At 59.6% G+C, this 23,906-nt stretch carries 21 protein-coding genes and 1 pseudogene; 12 read left to right on the top strand and 10 right to left on the bottom strand.

What is annotated here, in order from left to right:
• Nucleotides 1-13: 13 nt before the first annotated feature.
• Entirely contained in the window at nucleotides 14-385 is a 372-nt protein-coding gene (locus EYC95_RS00870; RefSeq protein WP_131058666.1) for a fe2+ zn2+ uptake regulation protein, read from the bottom strand.
• 244 nt (nucleotides 386-629) lie between these two features.
• Between EYC95_RS00870 and EYC95_RS00865 the strand changes: the two genes are divergently transcribed.
• Entirely contained in the window at nucleotides 630-2,975 is a 2,346-nt protein-coding gene (locus EYC95_RS00865) for an acylase (RefSeq protein ID WP_131058665.1), read from the top strand.
• A 56-nt stretch (nucleotides 2,976-3,031) separates the two neighbouring features.
• Here EYC95_RS00865 and EYC95_RS00860 read toward each other — a convergent pair whose 3' ends face one another.
• Entirely contained in the window at nucleotides 3,032-4,033 is a 1,002-nt protein-coding gene (locus EYC95_RS00860; protein WP_131058664.1) for a FecR family protein, read from the bottom strand.
• A 96-nt stretch (nucleotides 4,034-4,129) separates the two neighbouring features.
• On the bottom strand, nucleotides 4,130-8,998 hold the full coding sequence (locus tag EYC95_RS00855; protein WP_131058663.1) for a dermonecrotic toxin domain-containing protein: 4,869 nt from the start codon (nucleotides 8,996-8,998) through the stop codon (nucleotides 4,130-4,132).
• Nucleotides 8,999-9,219: 221 nt separating this feature from the next.
• Between EYC95_RS00855 and EYC95_RS00850 the strand changes: the two genes are divergently transcribed.
• Nucleotides 9,220-10,260, top strand: a complete 1,041-nt coding sequence (locus tag EYC95_RS00850; RefSeq protein ID WP_131058662.1) for an Ldh family oxidoreductase — start codon at nucleotides 9,220-9,222, stop codon at nucleotides 10,258-10,260.
• Between the two features lie 95 nt (nucleotides 10,261-10,355).
• On the opposite strand, the gene EYC95_RS00845 is transcribed toward EYC95_RS00850, so the two are convergent.
• A complete protein-coding gene (locus EYC95_RS00845; protein WP_131058661.1) occupies nucleotides 10,356-10,673 on the bottom strand; it encodes a YqjD family protein in 318 nt (105 codons plus the stop codon).
• Nucleotides 10,674-10,837: 164 nt separating this feature from the next.
• On the opposite strand from EYC95_RS00845, the gene EYC95_RS00840 reads away from it, so the two are divergent.
• On the top strand, nucleotides 10,838-11,089 hold the full coding sequence (locus EYC95_RS00840; RefSeq protein ID WP_131058660.1) for a hypothetical protein: 252 nt from the start codon (nucleotides 10,838-10,840) through the stop codon (nucleotides 11,087-11,089).
• 8 nt (nucleotides 11,090-11,097) lie between these two features.
• On the opposite strand, the gene EYC95_RS00835 is transcribed toward EYC95_RS00840, so the two are convergent.
• A complete protein-coding gene (locus EYC95_RS00835; RefSeq protein WP_131058659.1) occupies nucleotides 11,098-12,006 on the bottom strand; it encodes a LysR family transcriptional regulator in 909 nt (302 codons plus the stop codon).
• An 85-nt stretch (nucleotides 12,007-12,091) separates the two neighbouring features.
• Here EYC95_RS00835 and EYC95_RS00830 point away from each other — a divergent pair, with 85 nt between their 5' ends.
• Nucleotides 12,092-13,015, top strand: coding sequence for a carbon-nitrogen hydrolase family protein (locus EYC95_RS00830; RefSeq protein WP_131058658.1), 924 nt, complete (start codon nucleotides 12,092-12,094; stop codon nucleotides 13,013-13,015).
• Between the two features lie 176 nt (nucleotides 13,016-13,191).
• Here the strand turns inward: EYC95_RS00830 and EYC95_RS00820 are convergent, their stop codons facing one another.
• The 3 genes from EYC95_RS00820 to EYC95_RS00810 form a co-directional block, all read right to left on the bottom strand.
• The gene (locus EYC95_RS00820; protein ID WP_131058656.1) at nucleotides 13,192-13,665 is read right to left on the bottom strand and encodes an LEA type 2 family protein; all 474 of its coding nucleotides are present in this window, start codon (nucleotides 13,663-13,665) and stop codon (nucleotides 13,192-13,194) included.
• Between the two features lie 58 nt (nucleotides 13,666-13,723).
• Nucleotides 13,724-15,196 carry a nucleobase:cation symporter-2 family protein gene (locus tag EYC95_RS00815; RefSeq protein ID WP_131058655.1) on the bottom strand — a complete coding sequence of 491 codons (1,473 nt, stop codon included), beginning with the start codon at nucleotides 15,194-15,196 and terminating at the stop codon, nucleotides 13,724-13,726.
• A 123-nt stretch (nucleotides 15,197-15,319) separates the two neighbouring features.
• Entirely contained in the window at nucleotides 15,320-16,213 is an 894-nt protein-coding gene (locus EYC95_RS00810; RefSeq protein ID WP_131058654.1) for a LysR family transcriptional regulator, read from the bottom strand.
• Nucleotides 16,214-16,314: 101 nt separating this feature from the next.
• On the opposite strand from EYC95_RS00810, the gene EYC95_RS00805 reads away from it, so the two are divergent.
• Both EYC95_RS00805 and speB read left to right on the top strand, forming a co-directional pair.
• On the top strand, nucleotides 16,315-17,406 hold the full coding sequence (locus EYC95_RS00805) for a polyamine ABC transporter substrate-binding protein (protein WP_131058653.1): 1,092 nt from the start codon (nucleotides 16,315-16,317) through the stop codon (nucleotides 17,404-17,406).
• 17 nt (nucleotides 17,407-17,423) lie between these two features.
• Nucleotides 17,424-18,383, top strand: coding sequence for an agmatinase (gene speB, locus EYC95_RS00800; RefSeq protein ID WP_131058652.1), 960 nt, complete (start codon nucleotides 17,424-17,426; stop codon nucleotides 18,381-18,383).
• Between the two features lie 75 nt (nucleotides 18,384-18,458).
• On the opposite strand, the pseudogene EYC95_RS00795 reads toward speB, so the two are convergent.
• Together EYC95_RS00795 and EYC95_RS30425 are read right to left on the bottom strand one after the other, a co-directional pair.
• A pseudogene (locus EYC95_RS00795) lies at nucleotides 18,459-18,881 on the bottom strand (aldo/keto reductase); the annotation flags it as partial.
• Nucleotides 18,835-18,969 carry a hypothetical protein gene (locus EYC95_RS30425; RefSeq protein ID WP_256656892.1) on the bottom strand — a complete coding sequence of 45 codons (135 nt, stop codon included), beginning with the start codon at nucleotides 18,967-18,969 and terminating at the stop codon, nucleotides 18,835-18,837. The pseudogene EYC95_RS00795 and the gene EYC95_RS30425, both read right to left, overlap by 47 nt.
• Before the next feature lie 262 nt (nucleotides 18,970-19,231).
• Here EYC95_RS30425 and EYC95_RS00790 point away from each other — a divergent pair, with 262 nt between their 5' ends.
• From EYC95_RS00790 to chrA, 6 genes are all read left to right on the top strand, one after another.
• On the top strand, nucleotides 19,232-19,948 hold the full coding sequence (locus EYC95_RS00790) for a YafY family protein (RefSeq protein WP_131058651.1): 717 nt from the start codon (nucleotides 19,232-19,234) through the stop codon (nucleotides 19,946-19,948).
• Between the two features lie 52 nt (nucleotides 19,949-20,000).
• The gene (locus EYC95_RS00785) at nucleotides 20,001-20,342 is read left to right on the top strand and encodes a nuclear transport factor 2 family protein (RefSeq protein WP_131058650.1); all 342 of its coding nucleotides are present in this window, start codon (nucleotides 20,001-20,003) and stop codon (nucleotides 20,340-20,342) included.
• A 27-nt stretch (nucleotides 20,343-20,369) separates the two neighbouring features.
• Nucleotides 20,370-21,488, top strand: coding sequence for a cell division protein ZapE (gene zapE, locus EYC95_RS00780; RefSeq protein ID WP_131058649.1), 1,119 nt, complete (start codon nucleotides 20,370-20,372; stop codon nucleotides 21,486-21,488).
• An 18-nt stretch (nucleotides 21,489-21,506) separates the two neighbouring features.
• Nucleotides 21,507-22,088 (top strand): DinB family protein, encoded by a 582-nt coding sequence (locus EYC95_RS00775; RefSeq protein WP_131058648.1) that lies wholly within the window; start codon nucleotides 21,507-21,509, stop codon nucleotides 22,086-22,088.
• A 96-nt stretch (nucleotides 22,089-22,184) separates the two neighbouring features.
• Entirely contained in the window at nucleotides 22,185-22,682 is a 498-nt protein-coding gene (locus tag EYC95_RS00770; RefSeq protein ID WP_131058647.1) for a GNAT family N-acetyltransferase, read from the top strand.
• A gap of 42 nt (nucleotides 22,683-22,724) precedes the next feature.
• Nucleotides 22,725-23,894, top strand: coding sequence for a chromate efflux transporter (chrA, locus tag EYC95_RS00765; RefSeq protein WP_256656891.1), 1,170 nt, complete (start codon nucleotides 22,725-22,727; stop codon nucleotides 23,892-23,894).
• The last annotated feature ends 12 nt before the right edge of the window (nucleotides 23,895-23,906 follow it).

Below are 23,906 nucleotides of genomic sequence, written 5' to 3'. Positions count from 1 at the left end.
ACCTTTGAGCTGATCAGTCGCGATGAAGCATGGCTACAGCGTCTGGATGCAGGCTGTAGCTTTTGTCCGCATTGAGCGTGATCACGCCTTCGCTGCACAAGCGTTTCAACACTTCTCGCACACTGAGAAAGGACAGGGGAATATCCAGGTCCAGCAAATGGCCGTGCACCCCGCGCACGCCCAGGCTGCGCTCGCTTTCGGCGGCGGTCAGCAAGGCGTCGATGACTTTGAGGCGAATCAGGCTGGTTCGCAGACCAAAGCTTTTGAGCAGCAATCTGATCCGTTCGTTGCCATTGCGCTCGCCCCGTTGATTGAAGACGCCGGCGCCCATGGCTGAGCCCTTTGGCGCGTTACCACCGTCCGTTGGCAGTTGCGAGTTGTACATGCAAAAACTCCTTTTCCGAGCCGGCCAGGAAATGTGATGGGTGCTCTCATTCAATAAGACGTACGAGCACGACAAATAATGAAGGCTCGAATGTAGAAAATTCGTCACCGTCACGTCACAGGCCTGTGAGATGGCCGGATAAAGCGCCTTTGCGGGCCTAAATTTTTGTCGTGGGTTTCGTTCCTAGGGGGAGGCGCGGTGCGTGTTTGACGCAGGGTGTTTGTCTTTTCGATCAGGAGCGAGCGTGATTATTTCCAGTCAATTAACCAGGTTGAGCCTTGCGGGCATGTTGGTGGGGCTGAGTCTTGCGGCAAGCGCGCGCAGTACGCCCGAGCAGGCGAGCGCCGACATTCGCCGCACCAGTTTCGGTGTACCGCATATTCGTGCCGAAAACGAGCGTGGGCTCGGTTATGGCATCGGTTACGCCTACGCGCAGGACAACCTGTGCTTGCTGGCCAATGAGATTGTCACCGTCAATGGCGAACGTTCGCGCTATTTCGGCCCGGATCAGCTGACGGTCGAGGAGCGCGAGAACCAGGTCAGCGATCTGTTCTTCACCTGGCTCAACACCCATGAGGCCGTCGCCGGATTCTGGAAGGCGCAGACCCCGCAAGTGCGTGACCTGGTGGAAGGTTATGTCGCGGGGTACAACCGCTCGCTGCGCGAACGTCGCGCACAGGGTTTGCCGCAGCAGTGTCAGGGCGAATGGGTACGGGACATCACCTCGCAGGATCTGGTCAAGTTGACTCGCCGTCTGTTGGTCGAAGGCGGAGTAGGGCAGTTCGCCGAAGCACTGGCCGGCGCCACGCCACCACAAGACGTCGCCCAAGTGGCCGGCGACGCGTCGTCATTTGAGGTAGCGGCTTCGCGCATGCAGCGCTTTGCCCTGGATCGCGGCAGCAATGCGGTGGCGGTTGGCAGCGAGCGTTCGTTCAATGGCCGCGGGATGTTACTGGCCAACCCGCATTTCCCGTGGATTGGCGGGATGCGCTTCTATCAGATGCACTTGACCATTCCCGGCAAGCTGGATGTGATGGGCGCAGCGTTGCCGGGGCTGCCGATGATCAACATCGGTTTCAACCAGCACCTTGCGTGGACCCACACCGTGGACACGTCCAAGCATTTCACCCTGTATCGCCTGCAACTTGATCCCAAGGATCCGACCCGCTACCTGCTCGACGGCAAGTCGCTGCCGATGGACAAGCAGACCGTGACGGTGAGCGTGAAGCAACCCGATGGCCAGACCCAGGCGGTGTCCCATGTGGTCTACAGTTCGCAATTCGGCCCGATCGTGCAGTGGCCCGGCAAACTCGACTGGGACAAGCAATACGCCTACAGCCTGCGCGATGCCAACCTGGAAAACGACCGGGTGTTGCAGCAGTGGTACGCCATGAACCAGGCCGCCAGCCTCAAAGATTTGCAGGCCTCGGTGCAAGAGCTTCAGGGCATCCCGTGGGTCAACACCCTGGCGGTAGATAATCAGGGACAGACGCTGTACATGAACCTGTCGGTGGTGCCGAACGTCAGTGCCGACAAACTGGCCAAGTGCAGCGACCCGCACGCCGGGGTGCAGATGATCATCCTCGACGGTTCCAACAGCGCCTGTGCCTGGGACAACGACCCGAACGCGGCGCAAAAAGGTATTTATGCGGCGGACCAGTTGCCGCAACTGCTGCGCAAGGACTACGTACAACACTCCAACGACTCGGCGTGGATGGCCAACCCGGCGCAACCGCTCACCGGTTTCTCGCCCCTGATCAGTCAGGAAGGCCAGCCACTGGGACTGCGCTCACGTTTCGCCCTGGACCGGCTGAGCACGCTGAGCAAGGCTGGCCCGGTCTCGGCGGCGGATTTGCAACGGATGGTGATGGATGATCAGGTGTACCAGGCCGGGCAGGTGATGCCGGACCTGCTGCAAGTTTGCGCCGGTGATCTGGGCGCCGATGCCGCAGCGCTGGCTCCGTTGTGTGCGAGCCTCAAAACGTGGGATCGCAGCGCGAATCTGGACAGCGGGCTCGGTTTTGTTCACTTCCAGAATGTGATGGAACCGTTGCAGCAAGTCCCGGGCATCTGGCGAGTGGCGTTCGACCCGAAAGACCCGCAGCACACGCCACGTGGGCTGGCGCTCGATAATCCGCAGGTCCTCAAGGCGATTCGCGAGGTGATGCTGGCGTCGGTGGAACAGGTGAAAAAACTGGGGCTCAAGGATGACAGCCGCTGGGGCGACATTCAGGTGGTCAGTAGCGGCGGCCAACAGACGCCGATCCACGGCGGGCCGGGCACGCTGGGCGTGTACAACGCTATCCAGAGTGTGCCGAGAACCGATGGCAAACTCGAAGTCGTCAGCGGCACCAGCTATTTGCAGGTGGTGACCTTTGATGACAAGGGGCCGCACGCTCAAGGTCTGCTGGCCTTCTCGTTGTCCAGCGACCCGACGTCGAAGTATTCCCGGGACCAGACCCTGGCGTTTTCGAAGAAGCAGCTGAGCCCGTTGCCATTCACCGAGCAACAGATCACCGCGGATCCGCAGTACCAGGCGCAGACGATCCGCGAGCAGGATGAAAAAGCCGGGAAGGTGGCCGCTCAGTAAGAAGAGTGTAGTTCAAGCAATAATAAGGCCGCATCCCGCTGAGGGTTGCGGCCTTTTCAGCTTTTGGGGGTTTGTTGCGGGATCGAATTGAGCACCGGATTACCTTCCTTGTTACGGGTCAGGTAGACCGGCAACACTTTGGGCAGGGAAGCCACCAGGTTGTTCAGTTCTTTGATGTTATAGATGCCACCCAGACGAATCGTGCCAGTGCTGTAGTCAGCGACCATTATCGGTTTGTTCAGATAACGGTTGATCAACGGCAGTGCGTCGTTCAGCGCCAGATCATCGAGCACCAGTTTGCCGCTGCGCCAGGCCAGGGAATTGTCGTTGGGGTAGGTCTGGTTGATCTGCGGCGTGAAGTCGCCGTGTTTATAGCGTGCCTGCATCGCCGGCCCGAGACGCAAGCCGTCGCCCGGAAGATCGTCGTTGCTGCTGACCAGCACCGACCCTTCAATCAGGTTAACGCGCACCTGATCTTCATACATCCAGACGTTGAATTTGGTCCCGGTGACCCGAATCCTGCCGTCCGCTGCCCTGACAATAAATGGGCGAGCCATGTTGTGGCTGACGCTGAAGAAGGCTTCGCCTTTTTCCAGCGTGACCCGGCGCTGATCCTTGTAGTTGCTGAAGGTCAGCTCGCTGCCCAGGTTCAGTTCCACCTGGCTGCCATCGCTCAGGGTGACCTGACGAACCGTGTCACTTGCGTCGAAGTGCTGATACGAATTCGGTAGCCAGCCCATGTTCCAGCCGCTGTACGCCGCCAGCGGCAACGCCAGGGCGCAAACGGCGGCGGCAATGCCGACCGTACGCCACGGCGTGGCAGGTTTGAAGCGGGCAACCGATGGGAAGGCTTCGGGGCGCGGCAAATCCCCCGCGACTTCCCAGATCTCCAGCATGGCCTCGTACTCGAACGCATGCAGCGGATGAGCTTCACGCCATTGTTCGAAGGCGATCCGCTCTTCGGCGGTGCAGTCGACGGCGTGCAGACGCATGCACCAGTGCGCAGCGGCATCGGTGATGGCGTCATATTCGGCTTGCGAGAGAGAATTGTCGGTCATTGACTCATCCTGATTTCCTGCATTCTAACCTTGAGGGGAAGCATGCGAGAACAGCCGTCATGGCAATTAACCATCAATTGAGAATTATTTTTGACATCAGGGCGTGCTGACGTGCAGTTGGCGCCCCAATTGACTGACCAACCAGGAGACGCTGTCAGCATTACTTAGCTGCACGGCCAGCCTGACCAGTGGATCTTTCTTGAAAGTGTGGCGGGCACCGCTCAGGTTTTCTGAGCCAGTCAACGCCAGAATATGCGCCTTCACCCGATCCGTATCTTCATAAGACGTACTGCCTGGATCCTCCCACACACCGGTATCAGGATCCTGGGTCATAAACAGCTGGGTCAACGGCGTCTTGATCGAGAGTGCCGTGGTCTGAGCGTCGGTTAAGGCGCGTTTGAGTTCAGTTGCCGGGGGAGTGGCTGTTCCAATCAGCTCGGTGAACGGTCTGCCGGGATCGAGATAAGAAATGTCCTCGGTTTTACAGGCCATGTGCGACAGCTCATGAATCAAGGTCACTGCTCGGGCATGGGTGTGGATAGGGAAGGCCGCGTCGGTCAGGTGTTGGCGGTAAAGTTCGAATCCGGGATCGAAGAATCTTTCCGCGAGGTGAATTCTACGGTTGGCGTCTGAAGCCACGATGAAGGCAAATGTGTTATGTGCGTCTTCGGTCAGTCTGCCGACCGCAAAACGACTGGACTTCGGTTTTCTGAGTGATGGCTCCAGCAGCGCGGTGAAAACGTCGCCGACGACTTTTTCAATCTTCTCGACATGCGCCGGCAGCACTTCCTGCACACCCATGAAATCCATGACGAGTTGATGCACGGGAGTGACCTTACCGTCGGAAGTCTTCAGCAGTTGCAGATTTCGATAGCTGTTCCAGGCATAAGTCGTTGCCAGGTCCAGCGCTTCGTCGATCTGGCGGGCCTTTTGCGGAAACTTGCGACGAATGGCGGGCATTCCTGTGGCATCGACGTTCATGCCCTCAAAAACTGATCGTGCGGTCTCCCATCGTCCGAACAAGCTGAAGCGGGGCGCGGATTTCGGCCCATCAAGCACCCATTGTTTCGATCCGTTCTGGCGCAGAAGCGGGCCACGGGTGTTCGTGTCGCCGATGCGCCAGTGGGTACCGCACTTCATGACCGGATACACCTTTCCTTCAACCGGCCCGTACTGTTTTTTTGTCGTTGGATGGGTGTAGAGCCCAAGCTTTGCGTCTGATGTCAGCGAACCCAGATCGACATTAATACTTTCATGGCGTTTCAATTTCGTGCGTTCGGGGGCGGTGACGTCGATGTCCTGCCATTTGAGCCTGGTATCGGGTGTTTTTGTCTCTGTCTCTGTCTCCGGTGTGGCGGGTGTCGAAGGCAGCAATGTCTCATTCCCCAGTGATTGGCGCAGCGTAGAGAGTTCGGCCATGCCGCTGATGAACTCTTTAATGGCGACGCCCCATTTATGGGTTTGCAGGTCTTCGGCGGATTGCTTGATATCGCGGTAACTGCGCCACACCGTCTCCGGGTAGGCGAGTTTGCCCATGAAATACGAATAGGCCGCGTGCAGGTCTTCGCCCAGTACATGCTTGATGGTTGCCCATTCTCCCTGTTTGTTGTCATCGGACTGGCAACCGAGCAATCGGCCCAGCAACGCGGCGTTGTCATTGAGCAGATGTTTGAACAGGTTCCCCTTGATCGGATTGGAGGCCAGCGTAGTCACGGTGGAGAGATGACCCGTGTTCTTCGGCTCGGCTCTGGCAACACGGCGATGGGTGGTCGCCATGCGGGTCTCCAGCAGTATCCGCTCGGGCTGCGGCAGATTCAGCAGTAGCCAGTCGAGCAACGGTCCGCGGGTCTTCAGTTCTGCCAGCAGTTGCGCTTCATTTTCATATTCCTTAACCCCGTGTCGAGGGCTGTGAGGTGCAACAAGCACCTGGGGTGCCGCGCGATCAGCCGATGAGCCGATCAGATAAACACCGGGCACTTTGATTGTCTGGTCACTCTTGATCCCCAAAAACTCAAGCGGACGGATGATCGCGTGGGCACCGTCGACGGCTGCGCGGGCAATAGCGTCTGGCATGTCCATGACTTGCCGGATCAGATCAAATCCGGTCTTGCTCAGATGTTCCTGCAGATGTTCTGCATGGGCGTAATGCATCAACTGCCAAGGTAATTGTGTGTAAAACCGCTTCCTGCGGTCCGTGTTCGCCTGGGTGTCAGCCAAGGCGTCGCTGACTATTTTCTGCTGATGTTCGCCCGGTTTGAGATTTCGTATCAGGTCTTTGATGTAGCGTTCGTCCATCCCCTCGGGAATCACGGTGGTATCCAGTGACACCAGTTTGAAATGGAGGTGATCCAGCTCCTTGAGGTGAGTCAATGCAAAGTCGGTCAGGGTTTGGGTTCTGGCGACAGATGTGGGGCGGGCGCTGATCTGGACCTGGACGTTGTCCGGGTTGATGTTGAAGTCGTCTGCCTTGAGTTGTTTTTCAAGTTCATGGTGCGCCGTGCGTTGCAGTGACCGTATTCCGGTCAGGTAATCCTGGTCGTCTTTAACGTTGTTGAGGTATTGCTGAAGCAGCTCGGCATGCAGAATCAGATCGTTGACGGGCGCCTGGGCCAGCCATGCCGGCAGTTTTTGTTGCGTCGTCAGTGACCGCGCAATGTCTACCGCACGGTCGAGCCCTGTCATCGGCTTACGCAGCGCCACCAGATTCAGGAGACTGGTCAGCGGCGTGGCGGAGAGCTTGGTCGCCAGCGCGTTGGTCAGGCACGACTGGTCCAGGTGCACATAGGGTTTTTGCAGATAGTCAAGAAAATGCCCATAGACCCGCTGCAGGGGCGCCAACGTGTAAGTCTTGCCAGGCAATCGCTCGCTGCGGCCAAGGTTCTCCAGGAGCGTTGAGCGAAGGTTGACGTCTGCGAGGCGTCCTCCGAGTTCGGTCAGCAACGGTGTCAACGCCTTGAAGGCTTCAAACCCTAGCGCTGGCGTCCACAAAATCGCCTTGCCCGAATGCACCGGGTCCAGGCCACCTCGCTCAGTCAGCACAAAACAACTGGCCAGTTTCAACGGGGCCGTTGCGTCGCCGGCCTTCAGCACTAGGGAAAATACCTCCGGCAAAAAGCCGTTCAATGCCGCTCGCTGCAGGTGTATCGGGCTATCAAGCACGGTTTTGATGATGGCCTGTTCCGTCGCACCCAAGGTGCGCGTGACGGCACGCAGCTTCAATTCACTGCGCAATGCGGTTGACAGGGTGTGGGTGAAACTCGATTGCAAGCTCGCCACGGAGGGGCCCAGTACGCGCTGCGCGTCAGCGATTGAGCGGGTTGCCGTGGAGATGGCCGGGTGTTTTTCCAGAAGGAGATCAAGCGCCTGCTCGACAGCATTGAGCAGCGACAGCTCCTCTTTGGCCGACTCGGCACGCACGGTGGCCGGTCGTGCGCTCCCGCCCCGGTCCACGCGTATACTCCAGCGCCCCGAAGGTTCGGGAGTCAGCAGTCGATCATCGATCAATCCCCGTACATCCAGTGCGCTGTCGAGCAAGGCATGGGGGTTGATCGTACCTGCGCTTTCGCGCAAGCGGCTCAGCGCATGGGACAGGTTGTCCTGCTGCTTGCCAAGAATGTCGACCATCAAATGTTTAAACACCGGGCCGATGACCGGTTTGCCTTCAATCAGGCGCTCAACCGGCTCCAACGCAAGAAAGGTGGCGCGTTCGTCCAGCGACATGAAATTGAGTAGCGTGTCTTCATGCCCTTCGGTTTTCATCATCTCCAGCACGATTTTTTTGACCGCCGGCAGATTGCTCGTCGCTTCGATCCCTCTGGAGGGGGTGTAGAGAAAATCCAAGGTGTTGGTGCCCCCGATCATCAAGGTCGAGGCCAGCTCGGCAAAGTGCTTGAAGGGCGCAGTCACACGCACTTTCTCGACGCGAAGCGGATCGTGCGCGTCAGGCGAGAGGCTGACTTTCATCAGTTGCAGGTAGTCCTGCGTCGTTAAAATACCGTTCTGGCGCTGGTGTAGAAGCTTTGTGTGAAAGGTGTCGCGCAAGCCTTCGGTGAAAAAATCCAGACGTGACAAGCCAATGCTCATTGAGGTGTTCCAGAACAAGGCGAGCAGGCTGTGCAAATGAGGCGTAAAGCTTTGCGCGATCTCCTTCACCGCGCTTTCCCATGCCTGGTTATCAGCGTCGCTGCTCACGTTATGCTCGGGATTGGCGAAGACTCTTGAATCGCCAGCGGGCCAGTGGTTGGTCAGGTAGAAATGCAGAAGCGCATCGCTCAGCGGTATCGACGAAATCGTGTGCTGGTCTTCGTTGCCGTCGAAGGCTGAGACGGTCTTCATGAAGCTCTTCAATTTGGTCAGGCGCTGGTCCAGTGTAGGGAATGCTTTGTGCAACGCGTGCTTGAGGGTGTCGTCCAGCATCGATTGCAGCGTTGGCGTCTTGAGCAGCTCATCCTTCATCGTCTTGATGTTCTGTTCCTGATTGCGATCGAGGTTCTGTTGCTGGTCCTGAAATACCGCACCTTCGATATCTTTGGTGGAAACATCGGGTGCGGTGGCGGCGGGTAAAACGCTGCGTTGTTCGATGGAGAGAAAGCGCAACAGCTCCCGCTTCGCTGTAGCCTGCGCCAGCCATTCCTTGAGCTTGTTTTTGAGGTCGGTCATGTCCGCAAACTTGATCAAGCCTTTCCTCGGTGTGTAGAGCGTGACCTCTGCATCGTCAGGCCGGCTCATGGCAAAGGCGCCGGCCAATTGAATATCCGGTGTGCCCGTCACCTTCAGCAACAGTTGGTAGACGTGCATAGGGTCTTTTTGCGCAATGCGGGCAGCGTGGGTGGCCAGGTAAACGTGCTTCAACCATTTCAGGTCGGCGAGTGTGAAATTCAGTGCTTTTTCTCGGTCACCGGGCTGTTTGGCAGTGGACGCACGCTCCGCCTCGTCGAAAAAGTAAGGCTCTACAGGTTCAGTCATGGTTTTTCCTCATGCTGCGATCAGCGGCCTGGCGCAGGCTATTGCTTGAGGAAAAACACTAAGGTCAGTGGAGTGCTTCGGTGCGGTACATATTGCTTGAGCCGAACAGGCGAGACTTGACAGGACGCCGGTAAAACAGCGCTTAATCGACGCCTGCTTCAGGTTGCACTGCAACCTCGTTTCCCTGGTGCCCGTACTCAATAATAAAACTGGAGCTTCAGATGACCGCAACGCCCGAAGTGGCCGTCAGTTCGACCACCCCATCGCTCAATTTCGACGAGCTCGTTCTATTGCTTGAGCAAATTTTCCTGCGCCATGGCACTTCATCCGATGTCGCTAAAACCCTGGCGTTGAACTGCGCCGGCGCTGAACGCGATGGCGCCCACAGCCATGGCGTGTTTCGTATTCCAGGGTATGTATCGACGCTCAAGAGCGGCTGGGTCAATGGCCAGGCCGTGCCAGTGGTCGAGGACGTTGCCTCGGGTTTCGTCCGGGTCGATGCCGGCAATGGTTTTGCCCAGCCCGCGCTCGCGGCGGCCCGTGCACTGTTGGTGGAGAAAGCCCGCAGCGCCGGGATCGCGGTGCTGGCGATCCGTAATTCTCACCATTTCGCGGCACTGTGGCCGGATGTCGAGCCTTTCGCCTATGAAGGGCTGGTGGCGTTGAGCGTGGTTAACAGCATGACCTGTGTTGTGCCCCACGGCGCCGACCGGCCGTTGTTCGGCACCAACCCGATCGCCTTCGCTGCGCCCCGGGCTGACGGTGAACCGATTGTGTTTGACCTCGCCACCAGCGCCATTGCCCATGGCGATGTGCAGATTGCCGCACAAAAAGGTGAACGCTTGCCGACGGGCATGGGCGTGGACGGCCTTGGCCAGCCGACTCAGGACCCGAAGGCGATTCTGGAAGGGGGCGCGTTGCTGCCGTTTGGGGGGCACAAAGGTTCAGCGTTGTCGATGATGGTGGAACTGTTGGCGGCGGCACTGACCGGCGGCAATTTCTCTTTCGAGTTCGATTGGTCGAACCACCCGGGAGCCAAGACGCCCTGGACCGGCCAGCTGCTGATCGTGATCGACCCGAGCAAGGCGGCCGGGCAGAATTTCGCCGAGCGCAGCCAGGAACTGGTCCGGCAGATGCACGGCGTAGGGCTTAAGCGCCTGCCGGGCGATCGACGTCACCACCAGCGAACCAAGTCGACCCCTCAAGGCATTCAACTGGATGCTCAGACATTGGCGAATTTGCGAGAACTGGCAGGGCTCTGAAACGCTTTTTGTAGGAGCCAGGCTTGCCGGCGAAGGCGTATTTGAAATCGCCTTCGCCGGCAAGCCTGGCTCCTACAGGTTCGATGTATTTCCGTTTAACGGCGACCCAGCAACAACCCGACCACCAGGCCGAAACCGGCGGAGATGGCCACGGTTTGCCATGGATGACCACCGATGTACGTCTCGGTCGCGTCGACCACAGGTTTTGTGCGGTCGCGAACACTGGTGACCGAGTCCCGGGCCTGCTGGAGTTTCTGAGCGATTTGCGCGCGAAGGGTCTCTGCTTCCTCACCCACCAGTGAAGCGCTGCTCTTGAGCAGTTTTTCCGACTCTTCGATCAGGGACTGAAGTTCGCTGAATGCCTGATCCTTGATCTGGTCATTGGCGATTTGTGTGGCAGTTTTCCGGGCCATTGGGTACTCCTTGCAGGTAAATGGGCAGTGAACAATGGAGTCTTGCACGACTGAAAAAGTTGCAGCGGGTTTGCGTATCGACTGTGCGCCGAGGAAAAATCCGGAGTCGGACATTTCCTCCTACAGTGTAAGATGTCGCCTATTTTACGCAGCAGGTAATTCCCATGAGCTTCAATCTGGCCGACAAACCCCTGGCTGAGCGCGCCGCGCTTGAAGATGAGAAATCCCGTCTGTTCGATCTCTGGCAAAGCAACCTTGGCAAGTCCAAGGGCGAGGCCGCGCGGTTGTTCGGCGAGCGCGCCAAGCGCAAAGGTAAATGGGCAGAATGGGTTCGCTCGGAACTCGACGGCATGTCGCCCCCGGAATTCGCGAACATGGTGCGCAGTGAAGTGAATCGCTTGATGGCCGCCAAGTAAGGCCAGCCTCAGGCAAAACTTGCGACGATGGCCTCGCGCACTTTCAACACCACTGGATCGAGCTGCGTGCTGGTGCGCCAGCCCAGTTCGATCGGGTAGCGCGGCAAGGCCAAAGGGCAGGGCAGCAGCGCCAGTCCGCAGAGCGCCGCAATACTTTCAGCGGCGTGGGCCGGAATGGTCGCCACCGCCTGACTGCCTTTAAGCAAGTGCGGCAACGCCGCAAAGTGTGTCGTCGAGGCGCACACCCGCCGATTCAGACCCAGCGCCGCCAATCCTTCATCGGTGATCCCGATGAAACCGCCCGACGACACCAGAATGTGTTCGCGGGCCACAAATTCTTCAAGACTGATTTCCGTTTGCCCCGGTGTCAGGCTGAGCGGGTCCACCAGGCACAGATAACCGCCTTCACCCAGTACCTGACGGCTGAGCAACCGCTCGGTAAACCCGCCTGCGGTGATGGCCAGATCGATGCTGCGTTCCATCAACGCCTGAGCGACGATCTGGCTGTGAGTCTGCCGGAAGATCAGGCGCAATTTCGGCGCACTGAGCGCAATCGCCTCGATCAATCGCCGCCCGTAGGCAATCTCGAAATCATCCGACAACCCCACTGTGACCGAACGTCCGTCGTAATGATTGGCCGCCGGATCGACCATCGCCAGGCTCTGACGGCATTTGTTCAGCGCGTCGCTCACCACCGGTTTCAACTGGTTGGCCCTGAGCGTCGGTGCCAGGCCACGGCCGGTGCGCACAAACAACTGATCGCCATACATCTCGCGCAGCCGTCGCAGCGCCGCGCTGACGGCCGATTGCGTCACGCTCAGGCGCAGTGCCGCGCGGCTGGCGCTGGATTCTTCATGCAGCGCTTCGAAGACTTTGAGCAGGTTGAGGTCAACCGTGGCGATATTCATATGGCTCATATCATTCAGCAGTGAATCGGGCTTTATTCATGATCCCGTGGCGCATGAGAATGGGCAACACCTCATTGCTTTCGGAGTGACCGCCATGCCCAAGTCCATGGTTGCAGCGTTGCAAATCGGCGCCTTGCCCGGTGGCAAGGCCGAAACCCTTGAACAGATTCTCGCCTGGGAAAACACGATTATCGAATCCGGCGCCGCGCTGGTGGTCATGCCTGAAGCGTTGCTCGGTGGTTACCCAAAAGGCGAGAGCTTCGGCACGCAACTGGGCTATCGTCTGCCGGAAGGTCGCGAGGCGTTTGCCCGGTATTTTGCCAACGCCATCGACGTGCCCGGCGCGGAAACTGAAGCACTGGCTGGATTGTCAGCGCGCACCGGGGCCAACCTGGTGATCGGCGTCATCGAACGCGCCGGCAGCACGTTGCATTGCATGGCGCTGTATTTCGATCCGCAGGCCGGACTGGTCGCCAAACACCGCAAGCTGATGCCCACCGGCACCGAACGCTTGATCTGGGGCAAGGGCGATGGCTCGACGCTGCCGGTGATCGACAGCCAGGTCGGGCGAATCGGCGCGGTGGTGTGCTGGGAAAACATGATGCCGCTGCTGCGCACGGCGATGTACGCCAAAGGCATCGAGGTCTGGTGCGCGCCGACGGTGGATGAGCGGGAAATGTGGCAGGTCAGCATGCGCCACATCGCCCATGAAGGACGCTGCTTCGTGGTCAGCGCGTGTCAGGTTCAGGACTCACCGCAGGCCTTGGGCGTGGAGATCGCCAACTGGCCGGCGGATCGGCCGCTGATTGCCGGCGGGAGTGTGATTGTCGGGCCCATGGGCGACATTCTGGCGGGGCCGTTGCGAGACGGGCCGGGGTTGCTCACCGCTGAAATCGACACCGACGACTTGATCCGCGCGCGCTACGACTTCGATGTGGTCGGTCACTACGCGCGCCCGGATGTGTTTGAGCTGAGCGTCGACGAACGAGCCAGACCTGGCGTCCGTTTCAACACATAACCTCTCCCACAATTGGAATTGGGTCCATCACAATCTCCCGGCCGGCCAGGAACCCTGTGGGAGCGGGCTTGCTCGCGAAGGGGCCATAACATTCAACATCTATGCTGGATGTGCCGGCCTCTTCGCGAGCAAGCCCGCTCCCACATTGGGATCTCCAGCGTCAGGATCTTTCGGGATTACCAGGTGCCGGTAGTAGCCCCCGGCAAGCTCAGTTTGCCAGTGTCCACAAACCTCATCGTGCCAAACAAACCGCCGGCCAGTTTGCCGCGCAGCACGTAAGGCAGATTGTTCAGAGTTTGCGTCTGGCTCAGGCCCAGGGTCTGGCGTATCACCGAGAACGCCGAAACGCTCACCGGCACGGTCAGCACGGTTTCGGAAAAGCGTGCAATCGAGCCCGACTGATCGCTGACGCCGGAGGCAAGCGGCTGGCCATTGACCTCCAGATTCAGCGCCACGCCGTTGTAGTCGATCGGCGTTTCGTTGGGGTTCTGCACGCGTATCTTCACCGCAAAGCGCACTTCCATGTCCTGGCTTTGCAGCGGCTCGATGCCGACCACATTGATGTTCAACGGATCGCGATTGGGGAAGAGGGCGCAGGCGCTCAGGGAGAGCAACAGCAGGGAAAGGATTGTCGCGTGGACGCTGCGCAGGGACAGGCTCTCGTGTAGAAAAGGGCTGAACCGCCAGCGGCTCAGCCCTTGAGCTTTCCTAGCGGTTCAACTGTGCGACCGCCGCAGGCCGTGCGGGTTCACCCTTGGCCGGGACATCCGGATTCTCCATGACCTGGAGGATCGAGGCTTCCGGATCGAAATCGTCCTCTTCCAGCTCGATGAATTCTTCGGGCAGGAAGATGTTCAGCACGATAGCGCACAACGCCCCGACGGTGATCGGTGATTCGAAGATGTTGTGCAGCGCCTTCGGCAGCTCGCGCAACACTTCCGGCACCGCGGCGACACCCAGGCCCATACCGATGGAAATCGCCACGATCAGCATGTTGCGTCGATGCAAACCGGCTTCGGCGAGGATCTTGATCCCGGCCACCGCCACGGTGCCGAACATCACCAGTTCAGCGCCGCCAAGCACCGGTTTAGGCATCAACTGCAGCACCGCGCCGATCATCGGGAACAGCCCCAGCAGCACCAACAAACCAGCAATGAAGAACGCCACGTAACGGCTGGCCACGCCGGTGAGCTGGATCACGCCGTTGTTCTGGGCGAAGGTCACCATCGGCATGCTGTTGAACACCGCCGCCATGGCCGAGTTGAGGCCATCAGCCAGCAGACCGGACTTGATCCGGCGGATGTAAATCGGGCCCTTGACCGGCTGCCGGGAAATCATCGAGTTGGCGGTCAGGTCACCGGCGGCTTCCAATGGCGACACGAGGAAAATCACCGCCACCGGCACAAACGCCACCCAATCGAAATTGAAGCCATATTTAAACGGCACCGGCACGCTCATCAGCGGTACGTCGGGCAGGCTGGCGAAGTTGACGTCGCCCATCAGCCAAGCGACGACATAACCGAGGGTCAGGCCAATGACAATCGCCCCCAGGCGCAGGAAGGGCACATCGACCCGGTTCAACACCACGATTGTGCCGAGCACCAGCGCCGCCAACGCCAGATGACTGGCCGCGCCAAGGTCCGCCGCGCCGAAGCCACCAGCGATGTCGGTCATGGCGACCTTGATCAGCGACAGGCCCATGAGGGTAATGATGGTGCCGGTCACAACGGGGGTTATCAGCATCCGCAGCTTGCCAATGAACTGGCTCAACACCACTTCGATGAACGCGGCGAAAAAGCACACACCGAAGATCGTCGAGAGGATTTCATCGGTGCCGCCACCCCGGGCCTTGACCATGAACCCGGCGCTGAGAATCACGCTGATGAACGAGAAGCTGGTGCCTTGCAGGCACAACAGGCCGGAACCGATCGGGCCGAACCGCCGCGCCTGAACAAACGTGCCCAGGCCCGAGACAAACAGCGCCATGCTGATCAGGTACGGCACTTCGCTTTGCAGTCCGAGGGCGCCGCCCATGATCAGGGTTGGCGTGATGATGCCGACGAAACTCGCCAGCACATGTTGCAGGGCAGCGAAGACCGTGGCGGTGAGATGCGGGCGATCGTTAAGGCCGTAAATCAGATCGTTGTGGCGCGGGGCAGGGGCTTTTTCAGAGGCGGTCATGGTTGTTTGCGGGCCGAAAGGCAGGCCGGGTCAGAAAATGGAGGCGCAGGATGCCAGAAAGACTATTTCGAGGCGAGCGATGAGCCCGATACCCAGGTCGCTCCCACGAGAATGTCGCTGGTCTCAGGCAAACGCCGCGAGTAGATCCTCTTCAAACGCCTTCTGCGCATCCCCCGGCACTTGAGCGCGATGGCGCGCCAGATGAAACGCCACGTCGAAGCTCATGTCATCCCGGCGCACAGCGCGCAGCAAGCCTTTGTCTTCCCAGCCGCGGGCAAAGTGATTGGGCAAATACCCGACGTGTTTACCGGACAGCACGAAGGCGAGGGTGCCTTCGACCTGCTCGGACCTTGCCGAACATAGCTTCCCTTGGAAGGGCTCATCCATGCGCAGAAAGCGATAAGGATGATCAACCCGGTCACACGCCTGCAACGCCAGATCATCCGGCGCATCGTCGGTGAACAGCGGATGCCCGGGGGCGCAGTACAGGTGTTGGGTTTCGGTGAACAGTTCGCGGTAGTCAAACGCGCTTTGCACCTGGGAGAAATAGCCGATCGCCAGGTCCAGTCGCTGTTGCAGCAGCAGGCGTTCCATCTCGCCGGGCATGGCGCTCATCAACTCGATGCGCACCGATTCGTCACGTTCACGAAAACGCCGGATGGCATCGGCCACTTTTTGCAGCACCGATTGATCCAATGCCTCGGACAAGCCCAGGCGAACTTCGCCGATCAAACGACCCGCCACGCCGTTGGATTGATGGCGGAACGCTTCGATGGATTCAAACAGCCCGCGTGTTGCGCTCAGCAACTGTTCGCCCTTGGGCGTGATCCTGAATCCACCCTTGCCGCGACTGCACAAGCGATAGCCGAGCCGGGTTTCGAGTTTGGCCATTTGCTGGCTGATGCTCGACTGGCTCAAACCCAGTTCACCTTGCGCCGCGCTGAAACCGCCGCACTCCACCACGCGGACAAATAAGCGCAGCAGTTGCAGGTCGAGGTCGTGGAGTTGACCGAGCATCAAACATTACTCCGCAATAAAGTCAGGTTAACAAACTTGATATTTCGCCAATGTATCCGAGCGCGCACGCTGCAACCACTTCCTCTGGTCAGGTGTTCGTCATGGCTCCCGCAATCAAGCTGTGTTTACCCGCGCTGTTCCTCGCCATGGCCGTGTCGGCCCAGGCTGAGGAAAAGACCCTCAACCTCTACAGCTGGGCCGATTACGTAGCGCCTGAAACCTTGCAGCGTTTCGAAAGGGAAACCGGCATTCACGTGCGTTACGACACGTTCGATTCTTCGGAAGTGCTTGAAACCAAACTGCTCACCGGCGGCAGCGGCTATGACGTGGTGGTGCCGTCATCCAGCGTATTGGCCCGAGGTTTGGCAGCCGGTGCGCTGAAGGAGATTGATCACGAAGGGCTCAAGGGCTACGCCAACCTCGACCCGGACCTGTTGGAAAAACTCGCCGCCGTCGATCCCGGCAATCGTTATGGCGTGCCGTATACCTGGGGCACGCTGGGGTTGGGGATGAATGTCGAAGCGGTGCAACAACGCTTGCCGGGTGTGCCGCTCAACAGCCTCGACCTGCTGTTCAAGCCGCAATACGCCAGCAAGCTGAAGGACTGCGGCATTGCGATTCTCGATTCGCCGCAAGAGGTGATCGGCCTGGCATTGCACTATCTCGGTAAAGATCCCTACAGCACCGACAAGGCTGATCTGACAGCCGCCGAGGCGTTGTTGCATCAGTTGCAGCCCAATGTGCTGTACGTCGCCACCGGGCGGCAGATCAGCGATCTGGCCAATGGCAGTGTTTGCCTGGCATTGACTTACAACGGCGATGCCAGCATGGCCGCCGACCAGGCGCGCAAGGCCAACAAACCGTTTGAGGTGGCCTACCGGATTCCGAAGGAAGGCACGCTGGTCTGGCAGGACAACCTGGCGATTCCCAAGGACGCACCGCACCCCGAAGCGGCCCGGGCGTTCATCGAATTCATGTTGCGCCCCGAATCCGTGGCGGCGCTGACCAACACGTTGTTCTTTGCCACGGCCAACCAGGCGGCGACCCCGCTGGTGGATGAAGCCGTGCGCACCGACCCGGACATCTACCCACTGGCGGACACCCGCGAACGGCTGTACGCCGACCGCAGCATGAGCCTCAAGGACATGCGCTTGCGCACTCGTCTGTGGACCACTTTCCGTAGCCGCCAATAAATAATAAGGAGATCACCATGGACGTCCCGATGCAAAACGATCAGGCCATGACCCGCGACAGCCTCTTTGGTACTGCCGCCGAAAGTACCTACGCCGGTATCACCAGTTTCATGCGTCGTCGCTACAGCCGTGATTTGCGCGGCGTCGACGTGGTGGTCAGCGGTGTGCCCTTCGACACCGCCACCAGCAACCGCCCGGGTGCGCGTTTTGGACCGCGTGGCATTCGCGCCGCCTCTACGGGAATCGCCTGGGAACGCCACTGGCCGTGGACCTTTGATCCGTTCGATCATCTGGCGGTGATTGACTACGGCGATTGCGACTTCGATTACGGCTCGCCGCACTCGGTGCCGGAAAGCATCGAGGCCCACGCCGAGCACATCCTCAACGGCGGTTGCGCGATGCTGACGTTCGGCGGTGACCACTTCATCAGTTACCCGCTGCTCAAGGCCCATGCACGCAAACATGGCCCGCTGTCGTTGATCCACTTCGACGCCCACAGCGACACCTGGCCGGACGAAGAGGGCAAGCGCGTCGATCACGGCACCATGTTCTGGCACGCGGCCAAGGAAGGTCTGGTGGATCCGTCGCGCTCGGTGCAGATCGGTTTGCGCACCACCAATGACGATCACCAGGGCTTTGAGGTGCTGGATGCGCGGCAAGTGCATCGGCAAGGGTGTGAGGCGATTGTCGAGGCGATCCGTGCGCGGGTGGGGGATAACCCGGTGTACCTGACGTTCGACATCGATTGTCTCGACCCCGCTTTCGCACCCGGCACCGGAACGCCGGTATGCGGCGGTTTGAGCACGGTGCAGGCGCTGGAAATACTCGGCGGGTTGCGCGGGATCAATCTGGTGGGGATGGACGTGGTGGAAGTGGCACCGGCCTACGACCATGCGGACATTACCTCACTGGCGGCGGCGACATTGGCGATGGAAATGCTGTGCCTGTATGCGGCCAGACATAAGGTCAACCGGTAAGACGCCTTCGCGGGCAAGCCTCGCTCCTACAAGGATCACATCGAACCTGGAGCGAGGCTTGCCCGCGAAGCTTTTTCAGGCGACCGGGATAATTGGCAGATCGAGGGCCTCAGCCCCGGTATAGCGCGCCGCCGAACCGGCAATCGTTTCATGCGGAACACCCTTCGACACACCACTGACCTCATCAAGCCGCGACAATTGCTCAGCACTCAATTGCACGTTCAACGCACCCAATGTCGCATCCAGTTGCTCACGAGTACGTGAACCAAGAATCGGAATCAGCGCCGTCGTCGAACGCTTGGCCTTTTCCCGCAATCAGGCAATGGCCACGTGGGTCGGCGTGGCTCCAAGTTCAGCCGCCACCGCGAGCAACGTGTCGAGCAGGGCGGTTTCGTGGGCGCTTTTCTCAGTGTGAATCAGCATGCCGAGTTTGGCGGCGCGGTTGTTCTCATCATTGCTGCGGTACTTGCCCGTGAGGAACCCACCACCCAGCGGCGACGCCCCAGCCGGTGCCGATGTTACCGGCGCCCAGCGCCAGTTCCGAAACCCGCAAACCGGTTTTGCGGCCGAAGACTATGTAATGCACGAGGTAACTCCTAAAGAACGACGCCGGGGAGAGGATATAAATGTCCAGCAACATGTATTTAATATGATGTGAGTAATATGAGCCGTCAAGGCGCTTTTTCATTCGGGGCAAAAGGTCCGACCTGCGGGGCAATGATTCTTCAGTCGACCCCTCGCCACAAAGTAGGTGTGACTGAGCGTCCGCGCAGCCTTTTGCTCCTGCCAGTTTCTGACAGCAGCCTCTGCTAAGCTCCGACGACTTTTCAGGAAAGAGCCTGCCGATCGTGTCGCGTACCACTCGTTTACTCACGTTGCTGCAAGTGCTGCGAGGTAAAAGTCGTCCGGCCACTGCTGCAATGCTCGCCGGTGAACTGGAGATTTCCGAACGCACGCTGTACCGCGACATCGCCGAACTGACCGCGCTGGGCGCACCGATCTTCGGCGAGGCGGGGGTCGGTTATGTGTTGCGCAGCGGTTTGTTTCTGCCGCCCCTGATGCTCAATGCTGACGAAACCGAAGCCATCGTGCTGGGTTTGCGTTACGTGGATCAGCGTGGCGACGAGGTGTTGAGCAAAGCCGCGGCCGACGCTCTGGCGAAGATTGCGGCCGTGTTGGCCCCTGAAGCTCAAGATGCATTGCGCAATCCGACAGTGCTGCCGGGCCCGCGCGGTTATGGTTATCCGCAAAATGCAGTGCCGTTGAGCGTCTTTCGTCAAGCTATCCGCGATCAGTCCAAACTGAATATCGACTATGCGGACGCCCATCAGGTGCCCAGTCAGCGGTTGATCTGGCCACTGGCGCTGGGCTTTCTCAATGAGGTGCGGATCATTGTCTCCTGGTGTGAGTTGCGCAGTGCCTATCGCACCTTTCGCACCGACCGGATTTCCGCTGCCCATGAGCAGGGCGAACGCTATCCGGGGCGGCGCAGCGACTTGTTGCGCACCTGGCGCAAGCAAATGCAACTGGATGAGGCCGGGCGTTTCACTCCTGACAAGAACTGACACAGACCTGTTCTAGCATGGCTCCAGAATCAATAAACAAGGAGCCGCACCCATGTCCAATCCAGCCTCTTCACTGGCACCCGCCATCGCCGCTTACATTGCCGCCGCCAATGCTCGCGACACCTCGCGTGTTGGCAGTTTTTTCGCTGAGGATGCCAACGTGTTCGATGAGGGCCAGCACCGGATCGGCACGCAAGCCATCGCCCAATGGATGCAAGACACTGCGCAACGTTACGAACCACGGGTCGAAGTGCTCGACGTTCAGCTGCGCACCGGCAAAGTCCTGGTGCACAACCTGATTTCCGGGACATTTCCCGGCAGTCCCCTGGAACTGAGGTACATGTTCCGCCTCAATGAACAGGGCAAGATCGCCAGGCTAGACATCTCTCTGTAAATCCTGACGCGTGGCATACTCCCGCGCATGAATGTCGACTCTCCCTTAAGTGCCTGGCAACACGCCATCGAACAGAAGGGTTTCGTCCAGGACGAAGCCCAGGAACATGCCGTGTGGGCGCTGCAAAAATGCCACGAAGCCTTGCATGAAGGCCGCGCGCCGATCACTGGTGTTTACCTCTGGGGGCCGGTCGGACGGGGCAAGACCTGGTTGATGGACCAGTTCTACGAAAACCTGAAGGCCCCGGCCCGGCGTCAGCACTTTCACCATTTCATGGGCTGGGTGCATCAGCGTTCGTTTCAGTTGACCGGCACCGCCGACCCGTTGAAGGCATTGGCCCGTGAATTGAGCGAAGAAGTGCGGGTGTTGTGCTTCGATGAATTGTTCGTCAACGACATTGGCGACGCGATCATCCTCGGGCGTTTGTTTCAGGTGATGTTCGAGCAGGGCGTGGTGGTGGTCTGCACTTCCAACCAGCCGCCGGACCAGCTGTACGCCGATGGCTTCAACCGCGACCGTTTCGTCCCCGCCATTGAAGCAATCAAAAAGCACATGCAGGTGATCGCGGTGGATGGCGGCGAAGACCATCGCCTGCATCCCGGCGCTGCTCTGCAACGTTACTGGGTGACGGCGCCCGGGCAGCCCAGCGCGCTCGGTGAAGTGTTCAAGGCACTGACCGTTGGGCAGTCGCTGTCCGACGAGCCGATCACGGTCGGTTACCGTTCAGTCAACGTGGTGCAGGCCAGTGCCACCGTGCTCTGGTGCCGTTACGCCGACCTGTGCGAACAGCCGTTTGCCGCCATGGACTTCATGGCCCTGTGCGACACCTTCAGCGCTATTCTGTTGAGTGACGTGCCCAATCTCAGCGCGCAGAAACGCGAAGGACGCATCGCCCGAGGCACCGAAGACGGTGCCGAGCGGGTCGTGGCCGGTGATCGCGAGCTGCCGCAATTGTCAGTGCATGACGACGGTGTCCGGCGTTTCATTGCCCTGGTGGACGAGTGCTACGACCGTAAGGTGCCGCTGTACCTCGAAGCGCAGGTGCCGATGGCCGTGCTGTACACCGAGGGGTACCTGGAATTTCCGTTCCGCCGCACGTTAAGCCGTTTACAGGAAATGCAGCTGCAACGTTTCGCCGAAGCCTAATTACCGGGAGCCGCGAAGATGAATCAGCCCCTGTCTCATCATTTGCTGACCATGGCTTATCAGAATGCCTGGGCCAATTACCGACTCGCCAAAGCGTGGAATCGGTTGACCCCGGCCGAACTGGCGGCACCGCGCGTCAGCTTCTTTCCCAGCCTCATAGCCACCCTCAACCACATCCTGACCTGCGACTGGTTTTACGTGGATGCGCTGGAGCGGGAGTTGCGCGGCCACGACCCGCACCCTGATTGCTATGTGTTCTTCACCGAGGACGAACCGTTCACGACGGGCGACGAGCTGCAGCGCGAACAAGCGTATGTCGACCGCCGCCTGATTGCCTACTGCGAACAATTGCGCGACACCGACCTGGGGCGAATCGTGACCATCGCCCGGGACACGCCGCAACATGACAGCCGTTTGCGCTTACTGTCGCACCTGTTCGAGCACCAGCTTCATCATCGCGGTCAGGTTCACGCCATGCTCAGCGGCACTTCGGTCAAACCGCCGCAACTGGACGAATTTTTCTGCGCCGGTGAATCGCGGTTGAGGGCCGAGGATTTTACCGAACTGGGCTGGACCGAAACGCTGATCTGGGGCGTTTGAGAAAGGTTCGGGTTGTCGAAGACGGCGCCTCGCGATAATGTCCGTCGACCTCCCGGTGCGACAGACGTGCCGGGACAACTTGACGGGACGTTGACGATGGAAAAGGAATCCGCAGAAATTCTGGTACTTCAGGCCAGCTACACCAATCCACTGCATGCCGAAGCCATCGGCGTGGTGCTCAATGCCTACGCCGAAGACCCGATGGGCGGCGAGCAGCCATTGCCCGAAGACCTCCTGCAACAACTTCCGGGGGAGCTGGCCAAGCGTCCTCATGCGTTCAGCGTACTGGCGTTTGTCCGCGGCGAGCCAGCCGGGCTGGTCAATTGCTTCGAAGGTTTCTCGACGTTTGCGTGCCGGCCGCTGGTCAACGTGCACGATGTGTCGGTAGCGCCGAAGTTTCGCGGCTTGGGGTTGAGCCAGAGGATGCTGCAAAAGGTTGAAGACATCGCCCGTCAACGGGGTTGCTGCAAGATCACCCTGGAAGTCCTCGAAGGCAATGCTGTCGCGCAGGCGTCATATGGCAAGTTCGGATTTGCGCCCGGCATGATCGACCCGGCCCATGGCCGAATGCTGTTCTGGACCAAGAACCTTTAACGCCCCATGAATAGCCTCGATGGCACGCAGGGCAGGGCGCCCATGGCAGACAAACCGTGGGTGATTTTCCTGATCTTCCTGCGTCTGGGGCTGACCTCGTTTGGCGGCCCCGTCGCGCATCTGGGCTATTTTTGCAGTGAATTCGTTCAGCGTCGGCGCTGGTTGAGCGAAGCCGCTTACGCCGAATTGATTGCCCTGTGCCAGTTTCTACCGGGCCCGGCGAGCAGTCAGGTGGGCATGGCGCTGGGCTTGTCCCGTGCCGGCTATTCGGGGGCATTGGCGGCGTGGGCGGGTTTTACTTTGCCTTCGGCACTGATCCTGACGCTGTTGGCGTTCGCCATCACCCACGGTGGCTGGGCATTGCCGACCGGTTTGATTCACGGGCTGAAAATCGTCGCCGTCGCCGTGGTTGCCCACGCCGTGTGGGGAATGGCCCGTACGTTATGCCGAGGTCCGGTGCGCGTGGGCATCATGCTGGTGGCGACTGTCGGGGTGTTGCTCTGGCCTACGTCTGCCGGGCAGATGACGGTGATGGCCGTGGCGGCGTTGATCGGGTTGGTCTTGCTACAGAACGCAAATGGAGCGCAGCAGGAGGGCCTGTCGATTCGAGTCAGTCGACTGGCAGGCTGGCTGGCGCTCGGCCTGTTCGTGGCTCTGCTTCTGGGTTTACCGCTGATTTCGCACCGCTGGCCGGACTCGCTGATCAGCCTGTTCGACGGCTTCTACCGCACGGGTGCGCTGGTGTTTGGTGGCGGCCACGTCGTGTTGCCGCTGTTGCAAAGTCAGGTGGTGGGCACGGGATTGCTGAGCAACGACGTGTTTCTCGCCGGTTACGCCGCGGCTCAAGCGATGCCGGGGCCGTTGTTCACGTTCGCGGCGTTTCTCGGCGCGTCCATCAGCGGCTGGAGTGGTGCGCTGGTGTGCGTACTGGCGATTTTCCTGCCGTCGCTGCTGTTGGTGATCGGCGTCCTGCCGTTCTGGCAGCGCTTGCGTGGCAATGGCCGGGTGCAAGCGGCGCTGGCCGGGGTGAACGCCGGGGTGGTCGGATTGTTGCTGGCCGCGTTGTATCAGCCGTTGTGGACCACCTCGATCCTCGGCCCGCTGGATGTGCTGTTGGCGGTGCTGGCATTGATGGCGTTGCTGTTCTGGCGATGCCCGCCGTGGTTGCTGGTGCTGCTCGGCGGCTTTTGCGGTGTACTGCTGGGCGCTTGAAGCTTTTCAATC

The organism is Pseudomonas sp. BGI-2, assembly GCF_004310295.1.
In the GTDB taxonomy this organism is placed as follows: Bacteria; Pseudomonadota; Gammaproteobacteria; order Pseudomonadales; family Pseudomonadaceae; genus Aquipseudomonas.
This window is presented reverse-complemented; position numbering and strand designations above follow the sequence as displayed.